Here is a 16,415-nt window from a genome sequence, read left to right as displayed (position 1 = left end):
CAGGCTGCGATCTTTTGGCGGTTGCAGATCAAAAGATCGCAGCCTGCGGCAGCTCCTACACTCGTTGTAAAGCCTGCAATAACGTATCGACGGTCTCAAACTGCCTATCTACTTGCGGCAACACTGGCCGCTTGAGAATCAACACCGGCACTCCGCGTTCGCGGGCGACTTCGAGCTTGGGTTCGGTGGCGCTGCTGCCGCTGTTTTTGCTGATCAGGACGTCGATGCGGCGTTGCTCAAACAGTGTGCGTTCTTCTTCGATCCGGAAGGGGCCGCGGGCGCCGATGACGTCACAGCGCTCATTGCCGGGGTACACATCGAGGGCGCGCAAGGTCCAGTACTGCTGTTGCGGGATTTCGTCCAGATGTTCCAGTGGCTCGCGGCCCAGTGTGAACAGCGGGCGCTGGAAGGGTTTGAGGGCCTGGACCAGTTCGGCCCAATTCGCCACTTCGCGCCAGTCATCGCCTGCTTGAGGCGCCCACGCCGGGCGACGCAGCGCCCAGCACGGGACGCCGCTGAGGGCGGCTGCGCGGGCGGCGTTCTGGCTGATTTGCGCGGCGTAAGGGTGGGTGGCGTCCAGCAGCAGGTCGATGCCCTGTTCGCCCATGTAGTGGGCCAACCCCTCAGCGCCGCCGTAGCCGCCCACCCGCACTTCGCAGCGCAAATCGGTGGGCACGCGGCCGACACCGGCCAGGCTGTAAACGTGTTGCGGGCCCAGGGTGCGGGCAATGGCCAGTGCTTCGGTCACGCCGCCGAGCAATAAAATACGTTTCATGCAAACCCTCCGGCATGGCCGACAACGGCGCCTTGGCGGTCAATGGCAAACACTTCTACCTGCACCGACGCCGGCACCACGCTGCGGGCGAAGTCCAGCGCGTGCTGGCACACCGCATCACCCAGGGCGATGCCTTGCGCGCTGCACATGGCCAGGGCTTGCTGGCTGGTGTTGGCCTGGCGGATGGCCTCTTGCAGCGTGGGGTCAGCGCCAATGGCAGCCGCCCATTCGGCCAGTTGCGGCAAGTCGATGCTGGAATGACGGCTGTGCAAATCCATATGGCCTGCGGCCAGTTTGCTGATTTTTCCGAAGCCGCCGCAGAGGCTTAACTTATCCACAGGGACTTTGCGCAGGTGCTTGAGGACCGCGCCCACGAAGTCGCCCATTTCGATCAGCGCAATCTCCGGCAGGTTATACACGCGGCGCATGGTGTCTTCGCTGGCATTGCCGGTGCAGGCGGCGATGTGCAGGTAGCCGTTGGTCTTGGCGACGTCGATACCCTGGTGGATCGAGGCGATGTACGCGGCACAGGAAAACGGCCGGACGATGCCGCTGGTGCCCAGAATCGACAGGCCGCCGAGAATCCCCAAGCGTGGGTTCATGGTCTTGAGGGCCAGCGATTCGCCGTCCTGGACGTTGACGGTCACTTCAAAGCCACCGTGATAGTGGTGTTCGGCGGCCAGTTGCTGCAGGTGATCGGTGATCATTTTGCGCGGCACCGGGTTGATCGCCGGTTCGCCCACGGGCAGCACCAGACCGGGGCGGGTGACCGTGCCAACGCCCTGGCCTGCGACGAATACGATGCCGGCATCAGGCAGCAGGCGAACGCGTGAGTACAGCAGCGCGCCGTGGGTCACGTCCGGGTCGTCGCCTGCATCCTTGAGGGTGCCGGCTTCGGCGCCATCGGCCTGCGTGCGGCAGAACTCCAAACGCATGGTCACCACTTTGCCTTTGGGCAGGGTGATTTCCACGGCGTCATGGCTGACGCCGCTGAGCAAAAGCCGAGCGGCGGCCAGGCTGGTGGCCGTGGCGCAACTGCCGGTGGTCAGGCCGCTGCGCAGGGGCGCGGGTTGTTCGGCGGTTTCGTCACGCATCAAAGGGTTTGGTCATCTCTAGCAAGGTTATTGGCAGCGCTTGGCGCCACGTATCAAAGTCGCCCAGCGGTTGGACCTGGGCGACGTGAACCCGCGTCAGCTCGCCGCCATGGCGTTCGCGCCAGCTCATCAGCAATGTTTCGCTTTGCAGGGTGACGGCATTGGCCACCAGTCGCCCGCCGGGCTTGAGCTGTTGCCAGCAGGTGTCGAGCACACCCTCGCGGGTGACGCCGCCGCCGATAAAAATCGCGTCCGGACGCTCCAGGCTTTCCAGTGCCTGCGGAGCCTTGCCTCGAATTAGCTGCAGGCCCGGCACGCCCAGCGCGTCACGGTTGTGTTCGATCAGTTGCTGACGGCCGCTGTCTGCCTCGATGGCCAGGGCCCGGCAGCTCGGGTAGGTGCGCATCCATTCAATACCAATCGAGCCGCTGCCTGCGCCCACGTCCCACAACAGTTGCCCCGGCAAGGGCGCGAGGCGGGCGAGGGTGATGGCGCGCACATCGCGTTTGGTCAGTTGGCCGTCGTGCTGGAAGGCGCTGTCCGGCAAGCCGCCGACGCGGGACAACAGCTGCGCATTGGGCGAGGCGATGCATTCAATGGCAATCAGGTTCAGGGCCGCGACGGGCGGGTCGTTCCATTCGTCAACGCTGGCTTCAACGCGGCGTTCGGCCGGGCCACCCAGGTGCTCCAGAACACTGATGCGACTCGGGCCAAAACCGCGTTCGCGCAACAGCGCCGCAACGGTGGCCGGGCTGCTGCCGTCATTGCTCAGCACCAGCAGGCGTGCGCCGCTGTGCAAGTGAGCATTGAGCGCAGCCACCGGACGGGCGACCACTGACAGCGTGGTCACGTCTTGTAAGGCCCAGCCCAAACGTGCGGCCGCCAATGAGAAAGAGGAGGGCGAGGGCAGCACGTGCATCTCGGCGTTTTCAACCACGCGTGCCAGGCTAGCGCCTACGCCGAACAGCATCGGGTCACCACTGGCCAGCACACACACTGGCTGGCCGCGCAATGCCAGCACCGGCGCCAGCGAAAACGGGCTCGGCCACGTCAGGCGCTCAGCGCGGATGCACGCGGGTAGCAGATCGAGCTGACGCTGGCCGCCAAACACTTGAGCAGCATTTAGCAAGGCCCGGCGCGCATTTTTGCCCAGACCGCTGAAGCCGTCTTCACCGATTCCCACAACTGTTAGCCAGGGCGACATGCCAATCCTCATTTCAAACACCGGTTCGTTCATCCGGGATCAGGGCAAAAGGCCTGCGGATACAGGCCGCATGATAGCGCGCCTTGGCCCCCTAACTAAGTAGTGCCTTGCAACGCTGTGTGCGGCGTAGCGTTCAGGGATATGCCTATCCCTATTGCGAGCTGAACCATGAGCACCCCTTCTTTGCCTTTTTATGCGCCGCAAGCGCTGCACGACACGTACCTCAAAAGCCTCGACCTCGCCCAGACCAAGGGCATCATCAATGCCGACGAAAAGGAGCGGCTGGGCTCGCTGCTTCAAGACGAAACTGGCGCCAGAGCGGTTTATGCGTTTTACCCGATTGTGTCCCGCGATCATTACCGCCCGGTGCACTGGGTTGCCGGGCTGATCCTCAGGCTGGACATGGCGCCGGCGTCGGCTGTGTTTTTATTCACCGCGCTCGGCAGGTTTGAGCGCTTCGCCACCAAAAGCGCGTTGCGCACGGCATTGCAGCTGCAGTTGGACAGCCCCCAAAAAAGCGACGAGCTGCTGCGATTTTGTCCTGTTGAAGTACGTCCCTATTTAACCCAAGCAGGCTATTTGTCGCTGGTCACACGGCAAGTGTCGGGATCTGTCATGGCCGGTGTCAGCCAGGCCATAGAGAGCTTTTTGCGCGGTTGTCAGGAGCAAACGCTGCAAGCGCTTGTGGGGCTGCCGACACTTCGTTCGGTGCTTGATGGCAACGTGTCTTACGCGGTGAATAACCAATTTCGCGGACCTCATTTTGAAGTCTTGAAGCTTCAGGTACGCAGCACTCGGTTGGGGAGCAGTGCGTTGATTGAGGGCGATGTAACTACCGCGAGCCTGAGTACGATAGCGCTGGATTACTTCCTGCAAGGAGGCTTTGCCGCCCACCACCGTCGTGAATACCTGGGCCTGCCAGCGGCGATAGCATCACTCAGTCACAGCGAAATAGAGCAAGGCTTTGAGCGTGCACTGAAGCAGGCCACCGATGATTTGGCAGGCAGCATGCAGCGTTCGTTAAACCGTACATGGCAGCCAGCGTCGCTGCCGCGACGTGCGCTGTATGACTATTGTGTTGCCCGCCAGGCCGATATGTTTTATCTCCAGACGGTGCAAGCCCTGCATGAGCAGAAGGTGACGGTAGCGCAATTTGCTCAGTTGCAGCACGTGCTTTCAGGCACCTATAAGGACGTGCAGGCACAGGTTGCGCGGTTGGCTGTGTTTGACCCCGACAAGGGCGAGGTCGGCTTGTCCGGTGTGTTCTGCATCTTTTTTCCAGGGCTGAATTCACCCGTTTTTTTATTTGGCGGGGCTGAAGGCCTCCAGCAGTTTGAAACACGTGCCCGGCTTAAAGACGCGATATTGTCGCCGTTGAGAGCCCCCGCCTTGTATGACTCCATTGCCCGTTATGCCGCGCTGGACCAGCAAGCGTTGCTCGCTGGTATGCAGGAGCTGCGCCTGAGTGTCGAAAACATTGACGCGGATGTATTCGGCTTTTGTGTGCAGGCCATTCACAAGAAGCAGGCCAGCGATGTCGACTTCTTGTTGAAGGAGTTCAAAGCCCGGCGTATTGCCCTGGCGGGGGTCGATCATGCGCTGGATGTACGCGATCTGATTGATCGGGGGCTCTTGGCACTGAGCCCACCGGAGCGCTGGAGCAGCCGCTTCATGCCTCATGCTCATGAGTTGACCCTCACCCCGCGCAGCAAGAGTGGCCAGGCTGATCTGTTGAGTGTGAAGCTGCCCAGACTAGAAGCCCAGGTGGATGAGCTGTTACGCGATTGGCCCACTGCGAAGACGACTGCAAAGGCTCGCCTGCAAACGCTGCTGGTTTCCCATGGGCATGCTCCCTCGGATGTGCACCGGCTTGTGGTTCAAGTGTTTGATCAAGCGCCGCAGCCGGGCGTTGTACCCGTTCGCTCACTGTCGCTGGTCGAGGCGCTGCTGGAGCGGGTGACAGGTTATCAGCCGTTGCCGCAGAACCCGGATCTGATTCAAGTCTTCATGCAGCCGTTAGCTAACGGGGAGCTCAAACCGACCCGGCGATTGGCCGCAACCAAGCTGCTGACGCTGCTGGAACAAGCGTCGCCGTCATTTGTGCAACTCATGGTGCAGCGCCAGTGGGCGTTTTTTCACGCCCCGCATCCAGCGCAGAGTCCGGATGCGCTGGTAGACAGGCTCAGCACCTTAAGAATGGTCATGTTGCGGGCAGAGTTGCGCCTGCTGAGTCTGGAAAACCATCTTCAAGCCACTGATAGGGCTGTGCTTGGCGTGGTATTGGCTTACCCGATCAGTGATCAGCGCCCGGCGCTGGATCAATTTGTGCCGGATGTGTTTGCGCTGACCGCGTCGTTCGAAGGGGTTGCAAGCGCGCTGGACATCACCAACTGCTTGCTGTTTACCCAGCGTGGCGGCCTGGAGTCAGACGCTGCAGGGCGTGCCGTGTTCTGGAGCCCGACTTTGGGCTTTGAAGGTTTTGCCTCAGTGGATGCGTGCAAGGCCATGCTCGAAGCCCGCCTGATGGACAAGGGCTTGCGTTGGGGGCTACTGACGCATGTGAATGCCTCAGATCAGGCGCGGGTTATCAGTTATCTGGAGGGCACGCCACAATGGCAACCGGCCGGGCAAAATGGCTGGTTTTACTTCGAGCGCTTTGAGGAGGACTTCGCTCGTCAGAGCCAGAACACGGTGATCAACCAGTTGCTGGCCGATACCCGACATGTGTGCAGCCTTGCCCTGAAAACACCCCTTTCGGCGCAGGGCTTTGAAAACAGTTTCAAGAGCCTGCTGATGGCTGGCAGGGCAGGCGTGCAAGTGGCGCGTGTCAGTGAAATGGCGCGCCTGCAATGGTTCAAGGCTTCGCTGCCTGAGTGGTTGAAGTCTGCCAGCGCCGCTGATCAGAAGGCCTATGCCGACGTTTTGCAACGTTATCAGCACAGCACAGAGGCCGTGCAAAGTTATCTGCACTACATCCCGCAACTGTCGGTGTATTCCAATGCATTGCTGACGGCGCGTCTGGATCTGGATTTTCCGGGCGCCAACCTCAACCCCGAGGCTATTGAAATTGCTATCGACACGTACCTCGCGGGCCCCGTGCCGGTCGGCAGCACGCCATCATTTCTACCTGCTGCGACCACGCACAGTGTGCAGTCACTCACTCAGTTCGCCTTGAACGGCCTGCATCGCATTAACCAGGGTGTGATGTTTGTGCGGTTGCGGGAGGGCGGCGCGCTGCCCGTCGCTTTGAATGCGCTCTATGTACGCCGCTTGGTGCGGGAACTGGACCTTGGCACACATTATCAGGACCTTATAGAAACCATGCTGGCGCCTGGCCGGGAGGGCGTTGCCCTGCGTCAGCAGCAGTTTGCCGAGCAACTGGCCGTGCAGATGCTGGAGCAGGCCATGCGACAAAAACTGCAGGACCCGGAGTTTGAAACCGCCTACCGCTACATTTGCCATGTCATCAGCATGCCTGACGGCGCGGCGCGTGAGGCTCTGGACCAGGTGTACATCACCGTGCGGCCCTTTGAATTGATCGAAGAGCCCGGCGCCGACCCGGATCGAGTCAGGGGCGTCTATATCATCGGCCCGGTAGAACCGCAGTCAGGCCCGCAAGTTCTCTGGATCACCTACAGCGAGCGCTTTACCTTCAAGGCCTACGCTGATGACGCGGCTTTGCTCGCGGATCTGGGCGTCAATACAGAGCTTCAGGCCGACATACTGCAACGCATCGCGCCCTATACCCGCAAAGTTTATGACCATGGCGGCTTTGTCGAGCCGCATCTGGCGCGTTATGGGGATTCCTCGCTGAACTGGCTGTTGCTCAAGGCCTTGCCGCCGACTCTGGCCAAAACCCCGATTGCCGGCAATCTCTTCAGGGTGATGTACAAAGACAACTACGAAGCGTTGCTAACAATGGCTGCGGCGCAAACTGAAACCACTGCGCAGGCAGACTGGGAGGCGTTCAAGTATTTGATGTCGCTTGTTATCACCAGCGCACTGATGTTCCTGCCCGCCAGGCTCAATATTCCGTTGGTGGTCTGGCAGTCACTGGGCTGGTTGTCGCAAGGAGTCGAAGCCGCAAAAAAAGGGGATTGGGGCGAATCCGTGGCCGAGTTCGCAACCATGCTCTCGCTGTGTGCCAGTGGTTATGGCGTGTCACGCCCGTCATCGGCCAGCCATGCGCCAGTTGAACCAGTCGTCGAACCGGTTCGCCTGACAGCACAGCAACGCGCCGGGCTGGAACCCTTTCAGGTGCATGATGTGACGTTGCTGGATTTGCGCACAGAGCCGCAGACGCAATTGTTCAGCCACCCACAGACGAAGTTGCACTATGTGCATCTGGATGGCTGCCTGTTCCGGGTACAGGCCTGGCGCGATCGCTGGCGCATAGATGTTGGAGCGGGGCGTGATGGCCCGCTGATTAAGCTCAATGCGCGCAAGCTCTGGGAGCTGGATCCCAATGAGCCGCTGCTCGGTGGCGGGCCGGTCATGTCGACCACGGCGGCGTTGGCCGACCGCATCACCCATGAGATCCAGGCAACGGGCATGGGCAGTATCCAGCGTCAGTTCCCGGATAAAGCCCTGGCCATCCGCGACGCCCATGCGCAAGCCATCACCTACCTGGAGCGTTGCCAGAATGCCCTGCACACATTGAACGAACCCGGTGCCGGCAATGCCGCGCATCGCGAGTTGATCAAAGAGTTTTTTGATGTGCCCAGCCTTGAACCGCACCTGCTGGATCGGCTGAATCTCACCATAGAACCGATGTTGACGCGGTTTCTGCACCCTGACTTGTCGCCACTGACTTCCCGCCACTATGTGGTGTGCCGCTCGCGTTTCAACGACAAGGCGGTGGCCTGGATTCATCGCTGGGACACCGACAAACGCGTGTTCCTGAGTGAGCGTTTTTTCACCACGCTGTTCGACACGCCTCAAGCCTTGAGCCATCCGTACCTCAAACCCACCGACCCGCCGTTTGCCGTCAATGCGCATTACCGCGCGTCTTTTCTGCTGCACGAAGTCAGTCATGGGGTGTTAAACACCGAAGACATCAACTACCTGAACCCCGGTTTTCCTTACGACGATCTGTTGGACGACACCACCGAGTTTGGCAATCAGCTCAAAGCGTTTAACCAAATTATTCAGGAGTGCCACTCACCCCACTTGCAGCCTGAGTATCTGTTTCAGCAATTTGATGTCGAGAGGCACACCTGGGCGGATATTCCGAGCAATCCGGGCAAGGCCAAGGTCAAGGCGATTACCGGGGTACAAACCTTGGCTGAAGCGCGGTCGATCTTTACCGATGACCCGGAAAAGCGGGTCGAGTTGATGCTGGCCAATGCTGACACGGTGGTGCTGTTGATCACTCGATTGGGGCGTGTGCAGCCAGTTGTGCCTGAGGAGAGCACGCCGGTGTAGGCATTCCGTCCGGCAAGCTTTTCATGCGGTTGCCCAAAGCAGGCATAATGCGCGACCTGCAATAGCGCATTGCCTGCTCTGGACCGACCCGTGCCCCTGCCATCTAAACTCTCAGCGACGTCTCCTGTACGCCCGACCGGGTGCCCGGGGTTGTTGCGCATCGTCCAGGCGATGGACGGCGGGATCTGTCGGGTCAAACTGGCGGGCGGCGTGATCACCGCGCAACAGGCGCACGCCGTGGCAGACGTGGCGCAGCGTTATGCCAGTGGCGTGATTGAAGCCACCAATCGCAGCAACCTGCAAATTCGTGGGGTCGGCACTGAGCATGCCGCACTGATTGAGCCATTGTTGGCGGCGGGGCTTGGGCCTGCCAATGCGGCCAGTGACGATGTGCGCAACCTGATGCTCAGCCCGACGGCCGGGATCGACCCGTATCAAACCATCGACACCTGGCCTTTGGCGCGACAGATTCTGGCCAGCCTTGAGAGCACCCCGCGTTTTGCCGAATTGTCGGCCAAATTTGCCGTGCAACTGGATGGCGCGGAAGCCTTGGCGATGCTCGAACATCACCATGATCTGTGGCTGTCGGCGTTCGTGTGCAATGGCCAAACCCTGCTGGCGTTTGGCCTGGCGGGTTGCCCGGCGCACGATGCGCCACTGGGGGCGGTGCCGCTGGCGCACGGGCATGAGTTGGTGATGGCCGTGCTCACGCTGTTTCTGGACGTGGCGCGCCCTGAGCAGACCCGCATGCGTCATCTGTTCAAAGACCTCTCGGCGGCTGATTTTGTTGAGCAACTCGCGTTGCGCATGCCGGTACTCATTGCCCCGCTAACAGACTGGCGGCGTGATCGGCCGGTGCTGCAAAGCCCGATCGGGACTTATCCACAGCGTGAGCGCGGGCGTGTCCATGTAGGTGCCGCGCTGGTGCTGGGGCGACTGGATGCCGCGATGCTCAACGGTCTCGCGCAACTGGCCAGCGAGTATGGCAATGGCACTTTGCGCTTTACTCCTTGGCAAAGCGTGCTCCTGCCGGATGTGCGGGCCGCGGACGCGCCGTTACTCACGCAGCGCTTGTACGCATTGGGCCTGCTCTGCGAAGCGCAAGATCCGCTGGCGCACCTGATTGCCTGTACCGGCTCCAGCGCCTGTGCCAAGGGGCTGGCGGACACCAAAGCGGATGCACGGCACCTCGCGACGCTGTTGTCACAGCCCCAGACGATTCACCTGACGGGTTGCCAGCGCGCTTGTGCGGCGGCCCATGTGGCGCCGGTCACCTTGCTGGCCGTGGCGCCCGGTCATTACGACCTTTATTTACGCGCACCAGAACGCGCCGGTTTCGGTGTTCTGCGCGAACGCAATCTTACTATTGAAGCGGCGGGTGCTTGGCTTGAAGCCCGCCAACGGAGCAACACCGATGATTGATTACATCCGCGACGGTCAAGAGATCTATCGCAATTCGTTCGCCATTATTCGTGCCGAGGCCAACCTTGAGCACATCCCGGCGGACCTTGAAAAACTGGCCGTTCGGGTGATTCATGCATGCGGGATGGTCGATGCCGTCGAAGACCTGTGCTTCTCACCGGGTGCCGGCAAAGCCGGGCGCGATGCGCTGGCCGCTGGCGCGCCGATTTTGTGTGATGCGCGCATGGTGCTGGAGGGGGTGACGCGCACGCGTTTGCCGGCCAACAACGCAGTGATTTGCACCCTCAAAGAAGACGGCGTTGCCGAGATGGCCCGCGAGGCGGGCAACACCCGTTCTGCTGTCGCCCTGGAACTGTGGCGCCCGTACCTGGAAGGCAGTGTGGTGGTGATTGGCAATGCGCCGACCGCGCTGTTTTACCTGCTGGAAATGATCGATGCCGGGGCGCCGAAGCCTGCGCTGATCCTCGGCTTTCCGGTGGGCTTTGTCGGGGCCGCCGAATCCAAGGCCATGCTGGCCGCCGACAGCCGTGGCATACCGTTCGTGGTGATGCAGGGCCGTCGTGGCGGCAGCGCCATGGCCGCGGCTGCTGTTAACGCCTTGGCAACGGAGATCGAATAATGGTCCAACCAGGACGTTTGATCGGTTTGGGTGTGGGCCCTGGCGATCCCGAGTTGATTACGGTTAAAGCCTTGCGCTTGCTGCGCGAGTCGCCGGTGGTGGCGTACTTTGTGGCCAAAGGCAAAAAAGGCAACGCGTTCGGCATCATCGAAGCCCACCTGCAAGCCGCACAAACGCAAATGCCGCTGGTGTACCCGGTGACCACCGAAGTGCTGCCCGAGCCGTTGTCGTATGAGCAGATCATCAGTGACTTCTATGACCAGGCCGCCGAAGAAGTGGCCGAGCACCTGCAGGCTGGCCGTGATGTGGCGGTGATCTGCGAAGGCGACCCGTTTTTCTACGGCTCTTACATGTACCTGCATGATCGCCTGGCTGAGCGTTTTGAAGCCCAGGTAGTGCCGGGCGTGTGTTCGATGCTGGGTGGCGCGTCGGTGCTGGGCGTGCCGTTGGTGTACCGCAACCAGAGCCTGTCGGTGTTGTCGGGCGTGCTGCCCCACGATGATCTCAAGCGTCGACTGGCCGATGCCGATGCTGCGGTGATCATGAAGTTGGGCCGCAACTTTCATAAAGTGCGCGAAGTGCTGGCCGAACTGGGCCTGGCTGACCGTGCGCTGTACGTCGAGCGCGCGACCATGAGCAATCAGAAAATCGTCCCGCTCAATGACGTAGACCCGATGTCTTCGCCGTATTTCTCGCTGATCATCGTGCCCGGCGAACGGTGGCAAGGATGAGTCGCCCAGCCCCGGCCATTGTGATTTTGGGCAATGGCAGCCTGGCCACGGCGCGCCGCATCCAGCAGCTTTATCCACAGGCCGTGATCCATGGCCTGGTGGATCGCGTTGACGGTGCGGATCGTACTTACAGCGATTTTGGTGCCAACCTGCGTCAGTTATATCAGCAGGACACGCCGATTATTGCGATCTGCGCGGCAGGCATCGTGATCCGCACCCTCGCGCCCTTGTTGCTGGAGAAAGGTGCCGAGCCGCCGGTGCTGGCGGTTGCCGAAGACGCCAGCGCGGTGGTGCCGCTGCTGGGCGGGCTGGGTGGCGTGAATGATCTGGCGCGTACTCTTGCGGCGGGTTTGGGGGTGGCGCCTGCCATCACCACCAGCGGTGAGCTGCGGTTTGGTACCTGCTTGCTGAACCCGCCCAGTGGCTATGCCTTGGGCGATCTGGAATTAGGCAAACGCTTTGTTTCGGATTTGCTGGCTGGTGAGCCGGTGCGCATTGAAGGCGAGGCGCCCTGGTTGGCGCAGGCGCAATTGCCCGAAGACCAGCAAGCGCGTCTGGCGATTCACGTGGGCCATGCCGAGCGCGAACCTTCTGCCAACGAACTCCTGATCTACCCGCGCAGCGTCCTGCTTAAAGTCACGCAGGAAGTGTCGGCGCAGGTTCTGCGCGACGCGTTGCATGAGGCGAAACTGGCCTGGCAATCGCTGGCCTGCGTGGTGGCCGATGACCGGATGATGGCCAGTGCCGGGCTGCGCGAGGCGGCCCGCGAACTGGCGGTGCCGCTGCGTTTTGTCAGTGCGGATGAGCCTGTCGCGGCAGCCGCCTGGCGTGAACTCGCCAATGGCGTGAGCGTGGGCGTGGCGGATGCGCCGCTGGACCCGCAGCACATCGGGCGTGCACGCGGGCGTTTGGCCGTGATTGGTCTGGGCCCCGGAGCCGCCGAGTTGATGGTGCCCGCGGTGAAAGCCGAGCTGGCGCGGGCCAATGATGTGCTGGGGTACGAGACGTACGTGCGCATGGCCGGGCCGTTCCGGGCTGACCAAGTGCTGCACTGCACCGACAACCGTGAAGAAATGCAGCGTGCGCGTCACGCCTTTGAACTGGCGGCGCAAGGTCGTTCAGTGGTGGTGGTGTCTTCGGGGGACCCTGGCGTGTTTGCCATGGCGGCTGCCGTGCTCGAGGCCCTGCATGAGTCTGCTGACCCGCAGTTTCACAACGTTGATCTGGAGATCTTGCCGGGCGTTTCGGCGTCGCTGGCCACAGCAGCCCAGGCGGGTGCGCCTTTGGGCCATGACTTTTGCGTGATGTCGCTGTCGGACAACCTCAAGCCCTGGAGCATCATCGAAAAACGTCTCGACCTGGCCTCCCAGGCGGACCTGGCTTTGGCGTTCTACAACCCGATCTCCCGTTCCCGGCCCTGGCAATTGGGCGTGGCACTGGAAATCGTAGCGCGGCATCGTACGCCGCAAACGCCGGTGGTACTGGGTCGCGACATCGGTCGCCCCGGCCAGACGTTACGCGTCACCACCCTGGGGGAACTGACCCCGGGACAGGTCGATATGCGCACCATGGTCATTGTCGGGTCCTCCACCACCTGCACGTTCCCGCGAGCAGATGGCCGCGAGTGGGTATATACACCGCGTTGGTACGGCGACAAGCCTTGAGCGTGTGAATTAATTAAAGGGGGGGCTGCCTGTGCCTTGGCAGCCGATCGACCTTCTTTGGCCTCGTGACTTTTGGGTAGTTGTTTAAAAGATCACGAGGCCATGCTTTTGCAGGTGCTCATTCGTTTTTTTTAAAGGAATGAGAGTGTCTGAATATTCCTCTGTGTTTGTTAGTTAAGTCGCAGATGATTGTCGATAAGGCTCGTGCTGGCCTGGGATATTGCCATTAAGTACTAGGGATATACTTTGAAATAAATGGCGCGGTTTGCAGGGGCGAGTATTCAAGAGGTATGGGCGGAATATTGCTGAAAAAAAGTAATTGTTTAATTTAAATTATTTCCTGGATTGTTGTCTTTCGTTGATCAGGTATGCAGTGGACGGTTGAGGCTGGTGTGTCTAAGGTTTCAATTGTCTGCATTCGCAAGACAATTAATTTAACGGCCATGATGGCTGCAGGAGTAAATGATATGGATATTAAAGATTTTAGTGATGAGGCCTGTGTTGATTTCATTAAAGGCCTGGAGATTCCGGTAGTTGAGCCAGCGATACTTACTCGCTCTCTAATGCTGACGGCTCGCTCCGGTATGAATGTTGATAGTCCAGCTAAGAATGTTGATAGTACCCAAGACAGTGCTTTTGTAGCAGGCAACAGCGTTGTCTCTTTTGTTGGAGGTTTGGAACCACAGCTAAAACAGGACGTCATGGATAGCGTGTTGTTTGCACAGTTGGCAGCAGATAAACAATTCCCCAATAAAGACACGCAACGTGTTGAGCGATACAACCTGTACAATCAGATTCTATCGTACTGTGGTTGGACAACGACAAACGAGTCCATGCATAAAGTGACCGGTCTGAAGCAGAAATTTACAATGGACCAAATTGCACTGGAAATAATTGCAAGTGTCGTCGGTCCAAATAAAGCGGTGCTGGAGATTGTGGCCATGGTTTTTGGTGCTCTGGCCAAAAGCCCCAAGGCGCTCAGCCTGTTTGAAAATCAGGCAAAGGGTGTTGATTCGGGTAACTTTCAGATCTTGCCATGTATCGCAACGAGTGATGGTGAAGTGATGATGTTAAAAACCTGCATGCAGTTCAGTTCGACAAAACGCGTGACCAAGGTTCTTTTTTGGGAGTGGAGTAACACCGATGTGAGCTTGTACACTGCCGCCAGTAATACAACGCTTAATCGGCGCCAATATGGAGTCGTTCGTAATACCATTATGGAGAAGCTCGGTACTTCGGGGAAAAACTTTATCGAAAACATTGATATTGATATTTAACTCAGGCGCAACAAGGAGTTTGTGGCGATGGAAGAGTCTAATAAAGTCTATGTCAATGCCGGCATACTCGCGATGTGCCTGCCCGGTACTGTACTTACAGCGCAGCAGCAAGAAGACGTCATGAACTCGTTGTTGTTTGCGGAGTTGAGTGCTCGTGTAAAACACCCGCAAGCACAGCACAATACGGAACGTGAGCAGGCTGTTCAACGGATGCTGGATAACTTGTGCTGGATTCGTTTAAATCAACCTGGCGTTGTGTCGAAATCTTCACGGAGCTTGACGGTTGTTGATGTTGTAACGGCTAAAAGTCTGAGTATGTTTCCCTCTCGAGTCAGCTCAGGTTTTATTGAATTGTTGAAGAAGCTTAAATTCTTGCCGTCTCAAAAGGCGCTGAATATTTGGCATGAAAAAACTGTCTCGCCCGTTCATTCTGATCATGCGGCCAGCACTGATTGCCCAGTACCTGATGAGTTTAATGTGTGCGTTAAGTTCGCAATTTTAGATGCAAAGGGTGTTCTTCATACCCTAATGTTGGCGTTTACCACGCACACAAAACTACTAAATAATTACCTTTTTCAGACGATCAAGATCGAAGAAAGTGCAGGGCTGCACGTCCAAGCCTACACCTATGAGCTAAATGCACAATGCTTCTCTCGTTTGCGTGAGTCGGTGGCTGAAAAACTGAAGATTAAAAAAAATCAGTATGTACTGCCTTGGGCCTGCTCTGCTGATGGCCAATGCCCTCCCGTCCTCACTGAACAAGGTCTTTGATAATGCTATGAACGCGAAAATGATTGGCAGCACGCTCACCTCTTTTGTCGGGGAAGTGTCCGAGGCCAGCAAGCAGGATATTCAAGACTGTTTGCTCTATGCGCAATTGTATGCCGACAGGGGAGGGACTTCAGGGCCTTGGACGTGGTTGTCAAACTATCAATATGCTCTGTTTAGCATTGGTTTTTCGCTTAAGGCTTACATCGTTGAGCATCCATTATTGATTTCGGATGCTCACCAAGTTCGCGATTACAAGGTGCAGGTAGCGGGTATGGGTAGCTCTGAGCGCCTGGCCAATCTGCTGGGTGTTCTATTTGACAGTCTTCACTTGGAGCGCGATGCCTTAAGTTATTTGAATGAGCCGCCCATTACGTCACATGCCACCCACTATCAGTGTGCGCCGTGTGAGAGGACTCAGCAGGGTGAGTTAGTGGTTTTTGTATGTGCTCTGCAACTCAGTTGTACGCCTCATGATAAGAACCCGGCACTGACCTTTGTACGTCTGAATTCAAAGGGTGGCAGTTTTCAATTTGATGCGGCTGTGTATGCAGCAATGAAAAATGAAGTTCAGGATGTTATTCGTGGTTTTGCGAATACGATGATCCAAAACGTGGAGTTGTAAAAAAGCACTGCCCATGGCTGTCAAGCATGGGCAGTGCCAATTTACTTAGGGCACCAAGTAGCCTTTTATCCCGGTAAAGATAATTTGCGCCGCCAGCGCACACACGAATAGCCCCATCAAACGGCTGATAATCTGCAAGCCCTGCTCGCCAACAATGCGCTCGATCCTGTTGGACAAGTACAGCACCAACCCGACGGTCAGACTGGCCATGACAATACTGGTGATCGCCATCAGCTTGTCATCCCAGTGAGGCTGGCTGACGCCCATCACCAGCAACGCACCAATAGTGCCGGGGCCAACGGTGATCGGAATGGTCAGCGGCACAATGGTGACGTCTTGCTGAACATTGTCGCTTTGCACGGCAGACTTGCCTTGGGCCATGCCCAGCGCCGAGATGAACAACACACTGCCGGCGCCAATGCGGAAGGCATCGACAGTGATGCCAAAGACACTAAAAATCATGCGCCCGAACAGGTAGAGCAGTACGCTGGAAATCACGGTTGCCAGCGCTACTTTCCATGCCAGGCGGCCACGCTCCTTGTTCGAGTAACCGCGTGTCAGGCTGATAAAACACGACAGTACGAAGAACGGGCTGTAGAGCACCAGCATCTTCAAGTACACACTGAACAAAACATGCAGCATGGTCTGAGCTCACATCGCAGGAAGTCGTCGAAAGTCTATCAGGGGTTTGGCGGTCTGTCGGGCGGTGTTAAAAACACCCTGCGGCTACAACGACACACTCTGTAGGAGGGGCCGTGAACTGGCCTAATGCTCCCGGACACCTCTTAAGGGCGATATGATTCGCCCAATCA

12 protein-coding genes are annotated in these 16,415 nt (G+C 58.5%); 8 read left to right on the top strand and 4 right to left on the bottom strand.

Features of this window, described 5'->3' with window-relative positions:
- Positions 1–55 precede the first annotated feature (55 nt).
- The 3 genes from ACJJU9_RS22220 to cbiE are packed head-to-tail and all read right to left on the bottom strand — an operon-like array spanning position 56 to position 3,073.
- Positions 56–775 carry a cobalt-precorrin-6A reductase gene (locus ACJJU9_RS22220; protein WP_407729550.1) on the bottom strand — a complete coding sequence of 240 codons (720 nt, stop codon included), beginning with the start codon at positions 773–775 and terminating at the stop codon, positions 56–58.
- Positions 772–1,869, bottom strand: a complete 1,098-nt coding sequence (locus tag ACJJU9_RS22215) for a cobalt-precorrin-5B (C(1))-methyltransferase (RefSeq protein WP_048366525.1) — start codon at positions 1,867–1,869, stop codon at positions 772–774. Before ACJJU9_RS22215 ends, ACJJU9_RS22220 begins: the two co-directional genes overlap by 4 nt.
- On the bottom strand, positions 1,862–3,073 hold the full coding sequence (gene cbiE, locus ACJJU9_RS22210; protein ID WP_407729549.1) for a precorrin-6y C5,15-methyltransferase (decarboxylating) subunit CbiE: 1,212 nt from the start codon (positions 3,071–3,073) through the stop codon (positions 1,862–1,864). The genes ACJJU9_RS22215 and cbiE overlap by 8 nt, the downstream gene beginning before the upstream one ends.
- Positions 3,074–3,241: 168 nt before the next feature.
- Between cbiE and ACJJU9_RS22205 the strand changes: the two genes are divergently transcribed.
- The 8 genes from ACJJU9_RS22205 (at position 3,242) to ACJJU9_RS22170 (ending at position 15,603) form a co-directional block, all read left to right on the top strand.
- Positions 3,242–8,497: a dermonecrotic toxin domain-containing protein gene (locus tag ACJJU9_RS22205; protein WP_407729548.1), complete on the top strand. Its 5,256-nt coding sequence runs from the start codon at positions 3,242–3,244 to the stop codon at positions 8,495–8,497.
- Positions 8,498–8,587: 90 nt separating this feature from the next.
- A complete protein-coding gene (cobG, locus tag ACJJU9_RS22200; protein ID WP_407729547.1) occupies positions 8,588–9,919 on the top strand; it encodes a precorrin-3B synthase in 1,332 nt (443 codons plus the stop codon).
- Positions 9,912–10,538, top strand: a complete 627-nt coding sequence (locus ACJJU9_RS22195) for a precorrin-8X methylmutase (protein ID WP_048366522.1) — start codon at positions 9,912–9,914, stop codon at positions 10,536–10,538. The genes cobG and ACJJU9_RS22195 overlap by 8 nt, the downstream gene beginning before the upstream one ends.
- Positions 10,538–11,269, top strand: coding sequence for a precorrin-2 C(20)-methyltransferase (locus tag ACJJU9_RS22190; RefSeq protein WP_407729546.1), 732 nt, complete (start codon positions 10,538–10,540; stop codon positions 11,267–11,269). Before ACJJU9_RS22195 ends, ACJJU9_RS22190 begins: the two co-directional genes overlap by 1 nt.
- Entirely contained in the window at positions 11,266–12,933 is a 1,668-nt protein-coding gene (gene cobJ / locus ACJJU9_RS22185) for a precorrin-3B C(17)-methyltransferase (RefSeq protein ID WP_407729545.1), read from the top strand. The genes ACJJU9_RS22190 and cobJ overlap by 4 nt, the downstream gene beginning before the upstream one ends.
- A gap of 368 nt (positions 12,934–13,301) precedes the next feature.
- Entirely contained in the window at positions 13,302–14,210 is a 909-nt protein-coding gene (locus tag ACJJU9_RS22180; RefSeq protein WP_407729544.1) for a hypothetical protein, read from the top strand.
- A 27-nt stretch (positions 14,211–14,237) separates the two neighbouring features.
- Positions 14,238–14,981, top strand: coding sequence for a hypothetical protein (locus tag ACJJU9_RS22175; RefSeq protein WP_407729543.1), 744 nt, complete (start codon positions 14,238–14,240; stop codon positions 14,979–14,981).
- On the top strand, positions 14,941–15,603 hold the full coding sequence (locus ACJJU9_RS22170; RefSeq protein WP_407729542.1) for a hypothetical protein: 663 nt from the start codon (positions 14,941–14,943) through the stop codon (positions 15,601–15,603). The genes ACJJU9_RS22175 and ACJJU9_RS22170 overlap by 41 nt, the downstream gene beginning before the upstream one ends.
- 45 nt (positions 15,604–15,648) lie before the next feature.
- Here the strand turns inward: ACJJU9_RS22170 and ACJJU9_RS22165 are convergent, their stop codons facing one another.
- Positions 15,649–16,245 (bottom strand): MarC family protein, encoded by a 597-nt coding sequence (locus tag ACJJU9_RS22165; RefSeq protein WP_048366516.1) that lies wholly within the window; start codon positions 16,243–16,245, stop codon positions 15,649–15,651.
- Between the last annotated feature and the right edge of the window lie 170 nt (positions 16,246–16,415).

The organism is Pseudomonas helleri (assembly GCF_045830615.1).
Lineage (GTDB): Bacteria > Pseudomonadota > Gammaproteobacteria > Pseudomonadales > Pseudomonadaceae > Aquipseudomonas > Aquipseudomonas helleri.
This window is presented reverse-complemented; position numbering and strand designations above follow the sequence as displayed.

Bases quoted from the DNA above. Each gene is read 5' to 3' on its own strand.
- ACJJU9_RS22220 (WP_407729550.1), bottom strand. From the start codon at position 775: ATGAAACGTATTTTATTGCTCGGCGGCGTGACCGAAGCACTGGCCATT.
- ACJJU9_RS22215 (WP_048366525.1), bottom strand. From the start codon at position 1,869: ATGCGTGACGAAACCGCCGAACAACCCGCGCCCCTGCGCAGCGGCCTG.
- cbiE (WP_407729549.1), bottom strand. From the start codon at position 3,073: ATGTCGCCCTGGCTAACAGTTGTGGGAATCGGTGAAGACGGCTTCAGC.
- ACJJU9_RS22205 (WP_407729548.1), top strand. From the start codon at position 3,242: ATGAGCACCCCTTCTTTGCCTTTTTATGCGCCGCAAGCGCTGCACGAC.
- ACJJU9_RS22195 (WP_048366522.1), top strand. From the start codon at position 9,912: ATGATTGATTACATCCGCGACGGTCAAGAGATCTATCGCAATTCGTTC.
- ACJJU9_RS22190 (WP_407729546.1), top strand. From the start codon at position 10,538: ATGGTCCAACCAGGACGTTTGATCGGTTTGGGTGTGGGCCCTGGCGAT.
- cobJ (WP_407729545.1), top strand. From the start codon at position 11,266: ATGAGTCGCCCAGCCCCGGCCATTGTGATTTTGGGCAATGGCAGCCTG.
- ACJJU9_RS22180 (WP_407729544.1), top strand. From the start codon at position 13,302: ATGCAGTGGACGGTTGAGGCTGGTGTGTCTAAGGTTTCAATTGTCTGC.
- ACJJU9_RS22175 (WP_407729543.1), top strand. From the start codon at position 14,238: ATGGAAGAGTCTAATAAAGTCTATGTCAATGCCGGCATACTCGCGATG.
- ACJJU9_RS22170 (WP_407729542.1), top strand. From the start codon at position 14,941: ATGGCCAATGCCCTCCCGTCCTCACTGAACAAGGTCTTTGATAATGCT.
- ACJJU9_RS22165 (WP_048366516.1), bottom strand. From the start codon at position 16,245: ATGCTGCATGTTTTGTTCAGTGTGTACTTGAAGATGCTGGTGCTCTAC.